This window comes from Microvirga aerophila (assembly GCF_003332305.1).
GTDB classification, from domain to species: Bacteria; Pseudomonadota; Alphaproteobacteria; order Rhizobiales; family Beijerinckiaceae; genus Microvirga; species Microvirga aerophila.
Map to the genome: position 1 here is coordinate 1 of NZ_QOIO01000080.1, position 15,286 is coordinate 15,286.

At 62.7% G+C, this 15,286-nt stretch carries 10 protein-coding genes and 1 pseudogene; 8 read left to right on the forward strand and 3 right to left on the reverse strand.

From position 1 onward, the window contains the following. Positions 1-142 precede the first annotated feature (142 nt). A complete protein-coding gene (locus tag DRB19_RS26415) occupies positions 143-1,909 on the forward strand; it encodes a sensor histidine kinase (RefSeq protein ID WP_114188988.1) in 1,767 nt (588 codons plus the stop codon). Between the two features lie 70 nt (positions 1,910-1,979). Further along, positions 1,980-2,585: a cysteine hydrolase family protein gene (locus tag DRB19_RS26420; protein WP_114188989.1), complete on the forward strand. Its 606-nt coding sequence runs from the start codon at positions 1,980-1,982 to the stop codon at positions 2,583-2,585. A 19-nt stretch (positions 2,586-2,604) separates the two neighbouring features. Here DRB19_RS26420 and DRB19_RS26425 read toward each other — a convergent pair whose 3' ends face one another. Next, positions 2,605-4,962 (reverse strand): Tex family protein, encoded by a 2,358-nt coding sequence (locus DRB19_RS26425; protein WP_114188990.1) that lies wholly within the window; start codon positions 4,960-4,962, stop codon positions 2,605-2,607. 170 nt (positions 4,963-5,132) lie between these two features. Here DRB19_RS26425 and DRB19_RS26430 point away from each other — a divergent pair, with 170 nt between their 5' ends. From DRB19_RS26430 to DRB19_RS26445, 5 genes and pseudogenes are all read left to right on the forward strand, one after another. Continuing rightward, the gene (locus DRB19_RS26430) at positions 5,133-6,449 is read left to right on the forward strand and encodes an Hsp70 family protein (protein WP_114188997.1); all 1,317 of its coding nucleotides are present in this window, start codon (positions 5,133-5,135) and stop codon (positions 6,447-6,449) included. 94 nt (positions 6,450-6,543) lie between these two features. After that, positions 6,544-9,330 carry a phosphoenolpyruvate carboxylase gene (gene ppc, locus DRB19_RS26435; protein ID WP_174800003.1) on the forward strand — a complete coding sequence of 929 codons (2,787 nt, stop codon included), beginning with the start codon at positions 6,544-6,546 and terminating at the stop codon, positions 9,328-9,330. An 85-nt stretch (positions 9,331-9,415) separates the two neighbouring features. Next, a pseudogene (locus DRB19_RS30635) lies at positions 9,416-9,583 on the forward strand (plasmid stabilization protein); the annotation flags it as partial. A gap of 267 nt (positions 9,584-9,850) precedes the next feature. After that, complete coding sequence (locus DRB19_RS26440; RefSeq protein WP_114188992.1) at positions 9,851-10,786, forward strand: dihydrodipicolinate synthase family protein; 936 nt, start codon at positions 9,851-9,853, stop codon at positions 10,784-10,786. Further along, positions 10,783-11,559 (forward strand): SDR family oxidoreductase, encoded by a 777-nt coding sequence (locus DRB19_RS26445; protein ID WP_114188993.1) that lies wholly within the window; start codon positions 10,783-10,785, stop codon positions 11,557-11,559. Before DRB19_RS26440 ends, DRB19_RS26445 begins: the two co-directional genes overlap by 4 nt. A gap of 58 nt (positions 11,560-11,617) precedes the next feature. Here DRB19_RS26445 and chrA read toward each other — a convergent pair whose 3' ends face one another. Both chrA and DRB19_RS26455 read right to left on the reverse strand, forming a co-directional pair. Then, positions 11,618-13,015 (reverse strand): chromate efflux transporter, encoded by a 1,398-nt coding sequence (gene chrA, locus DRB19_RS26450; protein ID WP_114188994.1) that lies wholly within the window; start codon positions 13,013-13,015, stop codon positions 11,618-11,620. Between the two features lies 1 nt (position 13,016). After that, on the reverse strand, positions 13,017-13,841 hold the full coding sequence (locus DRB19_RS26455) for a chromate resistance protein ChrB domain-containing protein (RefSeq protein ID WP_114188995.1): 825 nt from the start codon (positions 13,839-13,841) through the stop codon (positions 13,017-13,019). A 391-nt stretch (positions 13,842-14,232) separates the two neighbouring features. Here DRB19_RS26455 and DRB19_RS26465 point away from each other — a divergent pair. After that, on the forward strand, positions 14,233-15,286 hold a 1,054-nt coding region (locus DRB19_RS26465; protein ID WP_114188998.1), incomplete at its 3' end, for a fumarylacetoacetate hydrolase family protein.

The following is a 15,286-nucleotide window of genomic DNA, read 5'->3' on the forward strand; positions in this document are numbered from 1 at the left end:
ACTGAGCAAAAACAGATCACCCATTCGGAGCCTCCTCGACAGGAGGCTCTGAATCACACCTCAATCTAAATTAATAGGTCCTGAGTCTAGCTACCCTGTGCCATTGGCCATTCGAGAAGTCCCTCTCACTCAGGTTTAACGTATGGAAGGGCTGCCGACCCTCGATTGCTCCATGTGCGTGTTCGCGCTCCTGGGCTGCATTGCCATTGTGGCCGCGTGGCTGGCGGGGCGGGCATCGGTGCGTCACAAGCCTTCATCGTCGTCCCGAACGGCGGACGGGCAGGCCCGGTTCGAGATTTCGGATCCAACCAGTCCCATCGGTCATTTGGGCGCTGCCTTCACCAGCATGGCCGCCAAGCTCAATCTCGGCGATATGGAGCGCGAAGACATCATGCGGGCGCTCCGTGAGGGAGAGGAACGGTTGCAGACCGCCCAGGACGTGGCTGGGCTTGGGGTCTGGGACTGGGATCATCAAGCCGGAAAGATCGCCTGGTCGCCCCAGATGTTCTCCATCATGGATCTCGACCCCGGGGCTCCGGACCTCTTCAGGGCATGGCTCAATGCCATTCATGAGCAGGATCGAGAGCGCATGGAAAAGGAGCTAGGGCAGCTCCTGCGCACCCTCGAACCGCGCACCTCCGAATATCGCGTTGTGCGACCGGACGGGTCGATCCGGTGGCTGTTGATGCGTGGGCAATCGCTGCCCGATGGCGCAGGCAAGCCGTTGAGGACGGTGATCGTCAACTTGGACATGACGGCGAGCAAGGAGAGCGAAGCGCGCGAAAGGGTGCTCCTTGGCCTCAGCGACAAAATCCGCGACCTGGCCCGGCCAAGCGAAATCCTGATGACGGTGGCCGAGACGCTCGGCCGCCATCTGGGCGTATCCCGCCTCGGGTATGGCGAAATCAACCACGCCACCATGATCCTGAGCACATTGGCGGATTGGCACGCGGACGAGATGCCGGACGCGACAGGACAGCACCCTCTAGCGCCGTTTGGGCCCGATCTCTGCGCGGATTTGAGGGCCGGACGAACGGTCATTTTCGAGGATGCCCTGCGCGATCAACGGGCGAAGGACCATGTGGCCACCTACGAGGCGCTTCAGTGCATTGCGTCGATTTCGGTTCCGTTGGTCAAGGAGAAAGAGCTTCGCGCTGCCCTCTACGTGCACAGCGCCGCCCGGCGGCAATGGACCCCTGGCGAGATCGAACTGTGTCGCGATGTGGCCGAGCGGACGTGGGCCGCCGTCGAACGAGCGCGTTCCGACGCCCGTCAAAGGCTCCTGATCAACGAACTCAATCATCGCGTGAAGAACACTCTGGCGACGGTGCAATCCATCGCGGCGCAGAGCTTCAAGGCTGAGAATCCAGGCGTCGCGCAGGAGGCCTTCGAGGCTCGCCTGTTTGCCCTGTCAAAGACGCATGACGTGCTGACCCGGGAAAACTGGGAGGGGGCCAATCTTCACGACATCGTCGAGGAAGCCCTGGCGCCCTATCGCCGGGAGCAGACGGAGCGCTTCGCGATCGGCGGGGCGCGCCTGCAGGTTCCGCCCCGGGTCGCGCTGCCGCTCGCGATGGCGCTGCATGAACTCTCGACCAACGCAGCGAAGTATGGCGCGTTCTCCACCGATAGCGGCCGGGTGGACGTCCATTGGGATGTAACCGAAACGGCAGACGGCGAAAAGGTGACCTTGCGGTGGCGCGAGCAGGGAGGCCCAACCGTCCACCCGCCCACCCGCAAGGGCTTCGGTTCCTGGTTGATCGAGCGGGGCCTGACCCGCGAGCTGGCCGGCGAAGTCCTCCTTGACTACCAGCCCTCCGGCCTTTCCTGCACGATCAGCTTTCCGCTGCCTAAGGTTCAATGGTCCGGCGGCGAGGACGTCGTTGTGTCTGAGGCAGCTCACATCTGAGCCAGGGAGGCAGGCGGATCAGGAACGGGCCGGCCCAATGTTCGTTCTGCAATGACATTAGGAAACGTTTATGCCCGGATTACAGCACGGCCCCTTGAACGAGCGCAGCGTTCACCTCTGCATCGACATGCAGCGGATCTTTTCGACCGAAGGTCCCTGGCCGACGCCCTGGATGGAGCGCGTATTGCCCAATGTCGCCCGCGTCGTCGAACGTTTTCCGGAGCGAACGATCTTCACGCGCTTCATCACGCCTCAACGTCCCGAGGACATGCCCGGAACCTGGCGCCAATATTACGAGCGTTGGCGTCAGACGACCCGTGAACAACTCGACCCGAACATGCTGGAGCTCATGCCGCCTCTCGGCCGGTTCGTTCCACCCGCGACCGTGATCGACAAGCCGGTCTATTCAGCCTTCGCCGGCCACAAACTCGCGGAACAACTGCACAGTCGTGGCGTCGACACCCTCGTGGTAACGGGATCCGAGACGGATGTGTGTGTTCTTGCGACCGTCCTCGGGGCTGTCGATCACGGCTATCGCGTCGTGATCGTCGCGGATTGCCTTTGCAGCTCTTCGGACGAAGGGCATGACACCCTCTTGTCGCTTTACAGCAAGCGGTTCAGCCAGCAGATCGAAACCGCCGACAGCGAGACGGTGCTGTCCGCCTGGCAAGCCTGAGCCTATTGTTCTCCCGCGACTAGCGCCGCGGGTTCTTGTCTCGCTCGGAGGCATTCGCGACGCCCGCCCTGCGTAACGCATCGGCAAGCGCGCCTCCGCCCGCCGCTTGAGCGCCTTGTCCTGAAGGCCGCTTCTCATTGCCCTGGGGGCGGGGTTTTTGAAACGCCGCGCGGTTCTCCTCGCGTCCTGCGGGCTTCTTCTCGACTGGATCGCTCATGCGCATGGTCAGCGAGATGCGCTTGCGCGCCTTGTCCACCTCGAGCACCTTGACGCGGACGATGTCACCCGGTTTCACGACAGCGCGCGGATCCTTCACGAAGGTGTCCGACAGGGCAGAGATGTGCACCAGACCGTCCTGATGCACGCCCACGTCCACGAACGCCCCGAAGGCCGCCACATTGGTCACGACGCCTTCCAGCATCATACCAGGCTTCAGATCATCGATCTTTTCGACGCCTTCCATGAATGTCGCCGTCTTGAACTCTGGACGTGGATCGCGACCGGGCTTTTCCAGCTCGCTCAGGATGTCCTTCACGGTCGGCACGCCGAATTTTTCGTCCGTGAACTTCTCGGGCTTAAGGGACTTCAGGATGGAGCCGTTTCCGATGACGACCTTGATGTCGCTTTTGGTCGCTTCGAGAATCCTTCGTACGACCGGGTAGGCCTCCGGGTGCACGCCGGACGAATCAAGCGGATCGTCGCCACCGGGAATTCTCAGGAAGCCTGCCGCCTGCTCGAAGGTCTTCGGCCCCAGACCCATGACCTTGTTGAGGTCCTTGCGGGTTTTGAACGGCCCATTGGCGTCCCGGTGGGTCACGATGTTCTGAGCCACCCAGTCGCCGAGGCCGGACACCCGTGAGAGCAGGGGAGTCGAGGCGGTGTTGAGATCGACGCCGACCGCGTTCACGCAGTCTTCGACCACCGCGTCGAGGGAGCGCGAGAGCTTGTGCTCGGCAAGATCATGCTGGTACTGCCCGACGCCAATGGATTTCGGATCAATTTTCACAAGCTCCGCAAGCGGATCCTGCAAACGCCGCGCGATGGAGACGGCGCCGCGCAGGGACACGTCGAGGCCGGGAAGCTCCTGGCTGGCGAAGGCTGATGCGGAATAGACCGAGGCGCCCGCTTCCGACACCATGATCTTGGTGAGCTTGAGATCCGGGTGCTTGGAAACGAGTTCGCCCGCAAGCTTATCGGTCTCGCGCGAAGCCGTGCCGTTGCCGATGGCGACGAGTTCAACCTTGTGGACACGGCAGAGCCTCGCCAGCACCGAAATCGATTCGTCCCACTGACGCTTCGGCTCATGCGGATAAATGGTGTCGGTCGCAACGACCTTGCCGGTTGCATCCACCACCGCGACTTTGACGCCCGTGCGGAAGCCGGGATCGAGGCCCAGGGTGGGACGAGCGCCCGCAGGCGCTGCGAGCAGCAGGTCGCGCAGGTTTCCGGCAAACACCTTCACGGCATCGTCTTCCGCCTGCTGCCAGAGACGCATCTTCATGTCGAGTTCGGTGGAAAACCTCAGCTTCGTGCGCCACGCCCAGCGGACCGTGTCCAGAAGCCAGCGGTCTCCCGTGCGGCCCTTGTCGGCGATGCCGAACGTGATCGCGATCCGTCCCTCATAGGCGCTGATATAGCCCGGCTCGGTGCTGTCCTTGTCTTCCTCCATGCGAAGATCAAGGATCTCCTCCTTCTCGCCTCGGAACAGGGCCAGAATCCGGTGGGATGGAAGCTTCGTCAGAGGCTCCGAGAAGTCGAAATAGTCGGAGAATTTCGCCCCATCGGTTTTCTTGCCGTCGCGCACGGACGATTTCAGGCTGCCGCGCTGCCAGTATGATTCGCGCAAGGCCCCGAGGAGTTCCGCGTTCTCGGCGAAGCGCTCGACCAGTATGGTGCGAGCGCCTTCAAGAGCGGCCTCCGGGGTCGCCACGTCCTTCTCGGCATTCACGAAGGCGGCGGCTGCCTCCTTCGGGTCTCGGATGGGCTCGCCAAGCAGAAGATCGGCCAGGGGCTCCAAACCGGCTTCCTTGGCGATCTGCGCCTTGGTGCGCCGCTTCGGCTTATAGGGCAGATACAGGTCCTCGAGGCGGGCCTTGGTGTCCGCGGTGTTGATCTGAAGAGCCAGCTCGTCGGTGAGCTTGCCCTGCTCGCGGACGCTGTCGAGAACCGTCTTGCGGCGGTCCTCCAGCTCGCGGAGGTAGCGCAGGCGCTCCTCCAATGTGCGCAGCTGCGCGTCGTCCAGGGTGCCGGTGACTTCCTTGCGGTAGCGCGCGATAAACGGCACGGTCGCTCCGCCATCGAGCAGATCGACGGCTGCCTTCACCTGCCATTCCTGGACGTTCAATTCACTCGCGATGCGCTGACCGATGGAAAGCATGTCATTCTCCGACTGGGCCGAGGCGCGGCTTCTACGGTGCTGCGCAGGCTCCGGTCAACTGGAGGCATCCTGCCGCAGGGGAAGGTGGCGTGGTGCAGATTCTCCTTGGCGTAAGGAGACCGGGAGGATAGACGGTGCGGCCCCGCAAGCCCCTGCCGCCGAGCTTTTCCATGTCCGCCGCCTCTCACGACCTGTCCATCGGTATCGATTTCGGAACCAGCAACACCGTCGTGGCCATCGCGGACGCACGGGGAAACGTCGAGGCGCTGACGTTCGACCACCGGGGTGACGACCTGAAGGTCTATGTGACGGCGCTCTGCTTCTGGGATGAGCGGCACGGCAATGGCCTGCGCACGGAAGTCGAGGGCGGTCCCTGGGCCATCGACCAGTTCCTCGAGGGGCTGACGGCGCACCGCTTCATCCAGTCCTTCAAGACATTCGCGGCAAGTCAGTCCTTTCAGGAAACTCGCATCTTCCGGGAGCGGTATCGGTTCGAGGATCTGCTGAGCACGTTCCTGCGCACCCTTGCGCACCACGGGGGGAGCCGCATGGACCTTTCCGCCCGCAACGTGGTGATCGGCAGACCGGTGCAGTTTGCCGGCTCTCATCCGGACGAGGCCCTGGCCATGAACCGCTACAGGGCCGCTTTCGGGAAGCTGGGGGCAGGCCATGCCCGCTACGTCTACGAGCCCGTCGGGGCGGCGTTCTTCTATGCGCGCCAGCTGCAGCATGATTCCACCGTACTGGTGGCCGATTTCGGCGGAGGCACCAGCGATTTCTCCGTCATGCGCTTCTCCCGCAACGGCGGCGCTCTGCGGGCCGAGCCCCTGGGACATGCGGGCATTGGAATTGCGGGCGACTCCTTCGACTACCGCATCGTCGACCATGTGGTGTCGCCGCGCCTCGGAAAAGGCGGAACCTACCGGTCCATGGACAAGGTCCTGTCGATCCCGAACCACTACTACGCGAATTTCGCCCGCTGGAATCACCTCGCCATGATGAAGGGCAGCGGCGATCTTAAAGAGTTGCGGGAGCTTGCCCGCACGGCGCTTGATCCCGAGCCCTTGGAGAAGTTCATTGACATCGTCGAGTACGATCTCGGCTTTGCCCTTTATCGGGCGGTCTCCTCGGCGAAAGTGGCTCTATCGGCAGAGAACGAGACGGAGTTCCGGTTCACCGGCGAGGGCGTCGATATTCAGGCGCACATCAGCCGCGGCGATTTCGAGACCTGGATTGCCGGCGACGTCGCTCGCATCGCCGGTGCGGTGGATCGAGCCTTGGCCGATGCGGGGGTCGGGCACAGCGACATTGAAAAGGTGTTCCTGACAGGGGGGACGTCCTTCGTTCCAGCCATCCGGCGTCTCTTCGTGGACCGGTTCGGCGAGGAGCGTCTGACCTCCGCGGACCAGTTCGAGTCCATCGCCTATGGGCTTGCTCTCATCGGGCAAACCGAGGAGCCCGGACGCTGGGCGGTCGGAGCCCATTAATTTGGCACAGGGCGCTATATCGCGCTTGCCGTGAGGGTGGACAAAGGCGTTAATTCGCGGGTGCAACATGAATGCCCGTAGCGAGGTCCCGCCCATGTCCGCCATCAACCTCGACGTCACCCCCGCCAAGGACCTTCCGCTTCGTGACGACATCCGGCTTCTCGGCCGGATCCTGGGCGACACGATCCGGGAGCAGGAGGGGGCGGCGGTCTTCGAGATCGTGGAGCGCATCCGCCAGACCTCGATCCGCTTTCACCGGGATGAGGACCACGCCGCGCGCCAGGAGCTCGAGACGACCCTGAACAGTTTGTCGCGGGGACGAACGAACCAGATCATCCGCGCCTACAGCTATTTCTCCCATCTGGCCAATATTGCCGAGGACCAGCACCACGTCCGTCGATCCCGGGCGCACGCCATGGCGGGAGCCCATGCCATGGCGGCGGCTGCTCCGCGGGAGGGCACCATGGCCCGGGCGCTCAAGCTCGCCCGCGAGACGGGGGTCAAGCAGGCAGATCTCCAGGCCTTCTTCGCATCGGCGCTCGTCTGTCCCGTTCTGACCGCTCACCCGACCGAGGTTCGGCGCAAGAGCACCATCGACCGGGAAATGGAGGTCTCGCAAATCCTGTCCTTGCGCGACCGGCAGCATCTCACGCCAGATGAGGAGGCCACGACCGAGGAATCCCTGCGCCGGGCGGTTTTGACCCTTTGGCAGACGAGCATCCTGCGGCGGAACCGGCTCAAGGTCATTGATGAGGTCGTGAACGGCCTCTCGTATTACGACTACACCTTCTTCCAGCAGCTGCCTCGATTTTATGCCTCCCTTGAGGATCAGCTTGCGGACATGGACCCGGTCTGGGGGACCCTGGAGCTCCCATCCTTCCTGCGCATGGGGAGCTGGATCGGCGGAGACCGCGACGGCAATCCGTTCGTCACGGCCGATGTCCTCCGTCAGGCGTTGCGGCTCCAGAGCAGGCACGTGCTCGGCTTCTATTTGGAGGAGATCCATTGCCTCGGCAGCGAGCTGTCCCTGAACGGTCGCTATGTGAGCATTTCCGAGCAAGTCCAGGCTCTTGCGAGCACATCCCCGGATCTCTCCCCGCACCGGCAGGACGAGCCATATCGCCGGGCGATTTCAGGTATTTACGCCCGCCTTGCTGCAACAGCCGCCGCTCTGGGACATGGGGAAGTGGCCCGCCACGCTGTGGGCGAGGCGCCTGCCTACGCGAGCGTCGAGGAATTGTCCGGCGATCTGGCGGTCCTGCATCGCTCGCTCATGTCCAACGGGTCCGCGTCCCTGTCTCGCGGGCGCCTGCGCAAGCTGCGGCGCGCCGTCGATGTGTTCGGGTTCCATCTGGCAAGCATCGATCTGCGCCAGAACTCCGACGTGCACGAGAGGGTCGTCGCCGAACTCTTCGAAAAAGCAAATCCCGGCACGGGCTACGATACCCTGCCGGAGGACGGGCGTGTCGCGCTGCTTCTGGAGGAACTGCGATCCCCTAGGCCGCTGACGTCCGCCTACCTGGATTATTCGCCCGAGACCGCGTCCGAACTCGCGATCGTGCATGAGGCCGCTGAATCGCACCGGCGTTACGGCCGGATTGCAGTGCCGAACTACGTGATTTCCAAGGCGAGCGATCCGTCCGATATTCTGGAGGTCGCGCTGCTCCTCAAAGAAGCTGGCCTCCTGCGTCCTCGGGACGGGGAGATGAACGTCAACATCATCCCGCTATTCGAGACCATCGCGGACCTGCGCAACTGCAGCCGGGTTATGGATCAGCTCTTCGGGCTGCCGGACTACATGCGACTGCTACGCAGCCGCGGGCAGGCGCAGGAGGTCATGCTGGGCTACTCGGACAGCAACAAGGACGGTGGATTTCTCACCTCAGGCTGGGAGCTCTACAAGGCCGAGATCGAGCTCATCGAGGTCTTCAAGCGCCATGGGGTGTCGCTTCGCCTGTTTCATGGCCGCGGCGGCTCCGTTGGTCGCGGAGGTGGGCCAAGCTATCAGGCCATCCTGGCACAGCCGGGCGGCGCGGTTCAGGGGGCGATCCGTGTCACCGAGCAGGGCGAGGTGATCGCGGGCAAATATTCAAACGCGGAGCTGGGACGGCGCAATCTCGAAATTCTGGCCGCTGCGACCCTCGAGGCCTCACTTCTGCATTCAGGCCAGTCCGCGCCGCGCGAGGAATATCTCGAGGCCATGGAGGAGCTGTCGAACAGCGCGTACAGGGCCTATCGCGACCTCGTCTATGAGACGGATGGTTTCGAACGTTATTTCTGGGAATCGACCGTCATCGGCGAAATCGCCAACCTCAATATCGGCAGTCGCCCGGCCTCGCGCACCAATTCGAGGCGCATCGAGGACCTGCGGGCGATCCCCTGGGTGTTCGGGTGGGCCCAGTGCCGCCTGATGCTGCCCGGCTGGTACGGGTTCGGGTCGGCCGTGAACGCCTATATCAAGGCGCATCCGGAGACAGGAATTGCGCTTCTGCGGGAGATGTACCGGGCATGGCCCTTTTTCGAGGCTCTCTTGTCGAACATGGACATGGTTCTGGCCAAGAGCAACATCGCCATCGCGTCCCGTTACGCCCGGCTGGTGGAGGACCAGGACCTGCGTGACGCTATCTTCCCGCGGATCCGGCGGGAATGGGAGGATTCCATCAGGCAGCTCCTGACGATCACCGAGCAGCAATCCCTGCTCGATCGCAATCCCCTGCTGGCCCGCTCCATCCGCAACCGCTTCCCCTACCTCGATCCGTTGAACCACTTGCAGATCGAGCTCCTGAAACGCCACCGCGCCGGCGACAGGGACGAGCAAGTGGTCGAGGGTATCCACCTCTCCATCAACGGGATCGCCGCAGGCCTGCGCAACAGCGGCTGACGCATCAAGGGATCGGAACCGGGCCGCGGCCGACCCGGTTGAAAACCAGAGTGTTTTCGGAAAAACGCGCAGACAGGAGTGCAGCATGCCTCGTGGAGACAAGTCGAGCTATACCGACAAACAGAAGCGCCAAGCTGAGCATATCGAGGAATCCTACGAGAGCCGCGGCGTCTCGGAAAAGGAAGCGGAGCGGCGCGCTTGGGCGACGGTCAACAAGGAGACTGGCGGAGGCAAGAAAAGCGGATCCGGGAGGGCCAAATAGCTCGCCAAATACGTTCCTGGGCACTTCAGTGAATATGGAGCCGGCTGGCCTTTGAAGTCGGCTAAAGTCCTGCGCCTTCGCCGTCCCGTGACTTTTCATGCGCTTGCTCGACTGCCAGGGAGCCGTCGAGGCAGGCGGCTTGTGTCCGGGAGGCAACTGAACGACTCTGACGTATTGAGGCTAAGATGAGCATCGCGCATAGCTCTGAGTCGGTGTATGGAGGGCGCCTAATAAACCCGAAGCTCCCTCTCGGAGGAAATCTTGCTCACGAGTTCTGCCGCCGGCGTCTATGTCATATGCCCAACCCCCTTCGAGGCTGATGGCCGTCTCGATGTGGCCTCTACCGACCGGATGGTCGAAGCCTACCTGAAGGCCGGGGCTACAGGCCTGACGATCCTTGGGATCATGGGCGAGGCCCCGAAGTTGACCGCCGAGGAGGCGCACACCTTCGTTCGCCAAGTCATTGCCAGGGTTGCCGGGCGCGTTCCCGTCATCGTCGGCGTGTCAGCCGCTGGGTTCGCAGCCATGTCGGCTTTGTCCGCCAAGGCCATGGATGCGGGCGCGGCCGGCGTGATGATCGCGCCCCCGTCAACGCTCAAGACCGATGATCAGATCGTGTCCTATTACGCTGACGCAGTTGAAGCCATCGGGACAGGCGTCCCCTTCGTGATCCAGGATTACCCTTTGACGACCAATGTGGTCATGACCCCGAAGGTGATCATGCGGATCATTGATCAGAATCCGTCCTGCGTCATGCTCAAGCACGAGGATTGGCCGGGGCTCGACAAGATCACCACCCTTCGCCGCGCCAGCGACGAGGGCCAGGTGCGCCGCGTATCGATCATGTGTGGCAATGGCGGCCTGTTCCTGCCCTTCGAGATGGAGCGCGGGGCCGATGGCGCGATGACCGGTTACGCCTATCCGGAAATGCTTGTCGGCGTGGTCAACCTGATCAAGCAGGGCCGGCGCCAGGAAGCTCATGACCTCTTCGACCGGCACCTGCCGCTGGTTCGCTATGAGACGCAGCCGAATGTCGGGCTAGCGGTGCGCAAGTACGTGTTGAAGAAGCGCGGCATCATCGCGTCCGACACCCTGCGCAAGCCAGGACCGAAATTGAGTCCTGAAACGATTGCGGATATCGATTGGCTGATGGAGCGCATCGAGCGCTCGCAAAAGGGGAGCCTCGCGGCATGAAGACAGGTTTGGAAGGAAAGCGCGCACTCGTTCTCGGCGCGAGCAAGGGCTTAGGCTTCGGCATAGCCCAAGGCCTTGCGCAAGAGGGCGCGCGCGTGGCTGTCGCCAGCCGCACCATGGAGGGCTCCAAAGCCGCCGCCGAGAAGATCGGAAGCGGCACCTTGCCGTTCATATGCGATACCGGCAAGGCGGATCAGGTCGAGGCCCTCGCCAGGGACGTCGTGGATGCGCTCGGCGGCGTCGACATCCTCGTGCTCAACAGCGGCGGCCCACCGCCTGGCAAGGCGCAAGGGGTTGCCAGCGAACAATGGCGCAACTCGTTCGAGGCGATGTTCGTCAATCTCGTCCGGATCGCCGACCTTCTTCTGCCCGGCATGATCGAGCGCAAGTTCGGGCGCATCATTTCAGTGATTTCGTCCGGTGTCATTCAGCCGATCCCGAACCTCGCCATCTCGAACGCCATCCGTCCGGCGCTCGTTGGCTGGGGCAAGACGCTGGCGGCTGAAGTGGCTGCGTCGGGCGTCACCGTGAACGCGATCGCGCCCGGTCGCATCGCGACCGACCGCCTGAAGCAGTTGGATGCCGCCAATGCGGAAAGAACCGGCCGTTCCGTCGAGGACGTGGCGGCTGCGGCGCGCGCCGGTATCCCGGCTGGTCGTTACGGTGAAATCGAAGAGTTCGGAGCAGCGGCGGTTTTCCTCGCCAGCGAAAAGGCCTCGTTCATGACCGGTTCGATCCTGCGGGTTGACGGCGGGCAGATTACCAGCACCTAAAACACAAAGATCGGGGTGGGCGAATGTCCACCCCGATCTCGAAGAATTCCGTATCTGCTCAGGATATGAAACCGGCCACGTATAGGGCGATCCCCGCGGCAGATGTTCCTGCGAGCGTTGGCAGCATCCCGATCTTGAAGCGAAACATCGCAATGATGGCCGCAAGCGACAGCAGAAGCGCCCACAGGTTGACGCTTGCCAGAACCGGTGCATCGAACGCGACAGGTCCCCAAGGCACCGGCCGCACTTGCACGAAGATCGTATGCACGGCGAACCAGATCGCCAGATTGAGGATCACTCCGACGACGGCAGCCGTGATGGCCGACAAGGCTCCGCCCAGCGCCCTGTTGCCGCGCAGGATCTCGATGAAGGGAGCGCCGAGGAAAATCCACAAGAAGCATGGGGCGAAGGTTACCCAGGTGGCGAGAAGGCCGCCGAGTGTTCCGGCTACCAACGGACTTAGCGCACCCGAGTCGCGAAACGCCGCCATGAAACCCACGAATTGCAGCACCATGATCAGCGGGCCTGGAGTGGTCTCGGCCATGCCGAGCCCGTCCAGCATCTCGCCAGGCTGGAGCCAGCCGTAGGTTTCCACCGCCTGCTGCGCCACATAGGCCAGAACCGCATAGGCTCCGCCAAAGGTCACCATCGCCATCTTGGAGAAGAAGATCGCGATCGGACTGAAAACATTAGCTTGCCCAAAGACGGCGACGAGCAGTCCGACTGGAGCCAGCCATAGGGTCAGCCACACGGCTGCGACGCGCAGGCTTCTGCCGAGGCTGGGTCGTGCATGCGCAGGCATGTCGTCCCCGAGGAGATGTTCTTCGGTTGAATGCTTCCCGTTGTGACCGCCGACTTCAAATTGCGCGAGGTGCGCTTTTCCTCCGGCAAAGCCGATTAAACCCGCGGTGAGGATGATGACCGGGAATGGAACGTCCAAGAAAAAGATCGCCACGAAGGCTGCGGCGGCCAAGCCCACGAGCACCCGGTTCTTGAGCGCACGCTTGCCGATGCGCAGGACCGCATCGAGCACGATAGCGAGAACTGCGGCCTTCAGACCGAAGAACAGGGCCGCCACGAAGCCGATCTTGCCATAGAGCGCATAGATCCAGCTGAGGCCCATGATGGCGATTATGCCAGGCAGGATGAACAATCCGCCTGCCATGAGACCACCGGGCGTCCGGTGCATGAGCCACCCGACATAGGTGGCCAGTTGCTGGGCCTCTGGCCCCGGCAGAAGCATGCAGTAGTTCAACGCGTGCAGGAAACGGCTCTCCGAGACCCAGCGCTTCTCCTCCACGAGGATCCGGTGCATCACGGCGATCTGCCCCGCAGGCCCGCCGAAGCTCAGCGCCGCCACGCGCAGCCAGACTTTGAAGGCTTCGCCCATGGTCACCTGATGCGCGTCCAATGTCTCCTTGCCGGCGGGCTTGCTTGATGTTGGCGCGAGGGTCATTTCAGGCTCCGGTCTTCTTCGAGGGCCAGTTGTGCGTTTCGTTGGTCGCATCTCGACACCAACGATAGAATGCATCATAAAGTCCAAGTCCAGCTTCGAGCTGATCGAGGTCATCCGAATACATGCGCGAAAGACCAAGGGAAGCTGCAAGGAGGCCGGGAGCCTCGGGGGCAAGGTCGAGCCGCGCCGTATCGGCGCCTCTCACGATCAACGCGAGCCGCCTGAGCGCCTCGGATCCCAATCCGAACTCTTCGACCATCACGTCGAACGTGCAAAGCTCACCCCTGTGACTCCAAAATATTCCCTCGCCCTCCACGTCGAACGGCGTTGCGCCAAAGTGAGACGCAACTCCCTCAACCTCGGATGCCGCGACGAACAGGAAGACAGCATCGGGATCGACGAACCGACGGATCAGCCAGGGGCACGCAATGCGGTCGATCTTGGGCCGTGCGCGCGTGACCCAAACGGTGTGGCCCTGTGGATTGCGGGACGGCAGCTTGGCCTCAGGTACCATAGGCATGTTGGCCTGCGCCCAAGCCACCGCGCCGCCTTCGAGGGAGTCGGCGGGCACGCCCAATTGGCGCAGCCAGGCCGCTGTGCCTTGGCTGAGCTTGAGACCCTTGTGGCACACCACAATGGCGCTCCGGCCGATGAACTCCTGAGCCCATGCGGTGACGTCCACATGAGAGCGACGGACGGAGCCCGGTATGAGGCGCGGGTTGGTCTCGTAATCGACATCCGTGCGAACGTCGATGATGGCCGGGCGCTTGGGCGTGCCGATCAAGCGGGAAAGCTTCTCGATGGAGATAGTGTTGATTGACGACATGGTGCATCCGTATGGTTGTAGAGCGGATGCGATGCTTGGGCATGTCGCCTCGTAGGGAGATCGCTGTCCCCATATGAAGGATGAAAGTCTACCCCATTCCCTTTGTCAAGCCGAGGTGTCATCCTCGATTTTACGAGATGATGTTTCAGAACGGCCTCACCGCTCCACGGATCGGGTTTGCGCAGAGTATCCGGATCCGGGCTTACGGGTCCGATCGTGTGCTTTCGGGCATGTTGCTAGCCCTGTCGCCCTGTAAAACAGCGGGATCCGATCTAGATCAGGCCTGACCGCATTTCTTTCCTGTCGTCGGACCGCACTGGTCGCTATATCAGGGATGAGCAATGGGGATGTCCCAGGCAGGCTTTGCCAGGGATTAATGTGAGCATTGATGATGGACCACCTTTCTTCTCAAATGACCGCGGCGGACACTCTGCCGGCAGACAGTTTTCGAGGCGCTCTCGCTGGACGCGTGTGGCGACCGGGAATTGGGCCCTCTGTCGTGGCGATCCGGGAGGAGGGGGTCTTGGATATCTCCGCGTCCTGCCCCACCATGAGCGATCTCGCGGCCTCGGACGATCCGGCCTCGATCGTCAAGAGCGCGCAAGGCGACAATATCGGTTCCGTCGACTCCATCTTGTCCAACACGGCACCCGACGGGCGGGATACGTCCAAGCCCTGGTTCCTGGCCCCTATCGATCTTCAGGTCGTCAAGGCGGCCGGCGTTACCTTCGCGGTTTCCATGCTCGAGCGGGTGATCGAAGAGCGTGCGCGGGGCGATGCGGGCGCGGCGGCCGCCATTCGGGCCGAAGTGACCCGCCTCGTCGGGGACGATTTGAGCCGGTTGAAGCCAGGCTCGCGGGAGGCAATGGATCTCAAGTCGGTCCTCATGGCCCAAGGAGCCTGGAGTCAATATCTCGAGGTGGGCATCGGCCCTGACGCGGAGGTCTTCACCAAGGCTCCGACCCTGTCGGCCGTGGGAACTTTCATGGATGCAGGGCTCCACCCGAAATCCACCTGGAACAATCCGGAGCCGGAAGTGGTCGTCGTCGTGACCGGCGCGGGACGGATTGTTGGCGCAACTCTCGGCAACGACGTGAACCTGCGCGATTTCGAGGGGCGGTCGGCATTGCTCCTGTCCAAGGCGAAGGATAACAACGCGTCCTGTTCCGTCGGGCCTTTCATCCGCTTCTTCGATGAGAGCTTTTCTCTCGACGATGTCCGCGCAACCACCGTCACGCTGACAGTCGAAGGCCCTGACGGGTTCAAGCTCGAAGGCTCGTCGTCCATCACGAAGATCAGTCGCGATCCCGAGGATCTCGTGCAGCAGACGATCGGCCCCAATCATCAATATCCCGACGGTTTCGTGCTCTTTCTCGGCACGATGTTTGCGCCGACGCAGGATCGCGACGACCCGGGCATGGGGTTCACCCACAAGCCCGGCGACA

What these genes read in the sequence shown, in the direction of transcription:
- DRB19_RS26445 (WP_114188993.1), top strand. Translation starts at nt 10,783, where the DNA reads ATGAAGACAGGTTTGGAAGGAAAGCGCGCACTCGTTCTCGGCGCGAGC.
- DRB19_RS26455 (WP_114188995.1), bottom strand. Translation starts at nt 13,841, where the DNA reads ATGTCGTCAATCAACACTATCTCCATCGAGAAGCTTTCCCGCTTGATC.
- DRB19_RS26430 (WP_114188997.1), top strand. Translation starts at nt 5,133, where the DNA reads ATGTCCGCCGCCTCTCACGACCTGTCCATCGGTATCGATTTCGGAACC.
- DRB19_RS26415 (WP_114188988.1), top strand. Translation starts at nt 143, where the DNA reads ATGGAAGGGCTGCCGACCCTCGATTGCTCCATGTGCGTGTTCGCGCTC.
- DRB19_RS26425 (WP_114188990.1), bottom strand. Translation starts at nt 4,962, where the DNA reads ATGCTTTCCATCGGTCAGCGCATCGCGAGTGAATTGAACGTCCAGGAA.
- DRB19_RS26420 (WP_114188989.1), top strand. Translation starts at nt 1,980, where the DNA reads ATGCCCGGATTACAGCACGGCCCCTTGAACGAGCGCAGCGTTCACCTC.
- ppc (WP_174800003.1), top strand. Translation starts at nt 6,544, where the DNA reads ATGTCCGCCATCAACCTCGACGTCACCCCCGCCAAGGACCTTCCGCTT.
- chrA (WP_114188994.1), bottom strand. Translation starts at nt 13,015, where the DNA reads ATGACCCTCGCGCCAACATCAAGCAAGCCCGCCGGCAAGGAGACATTG.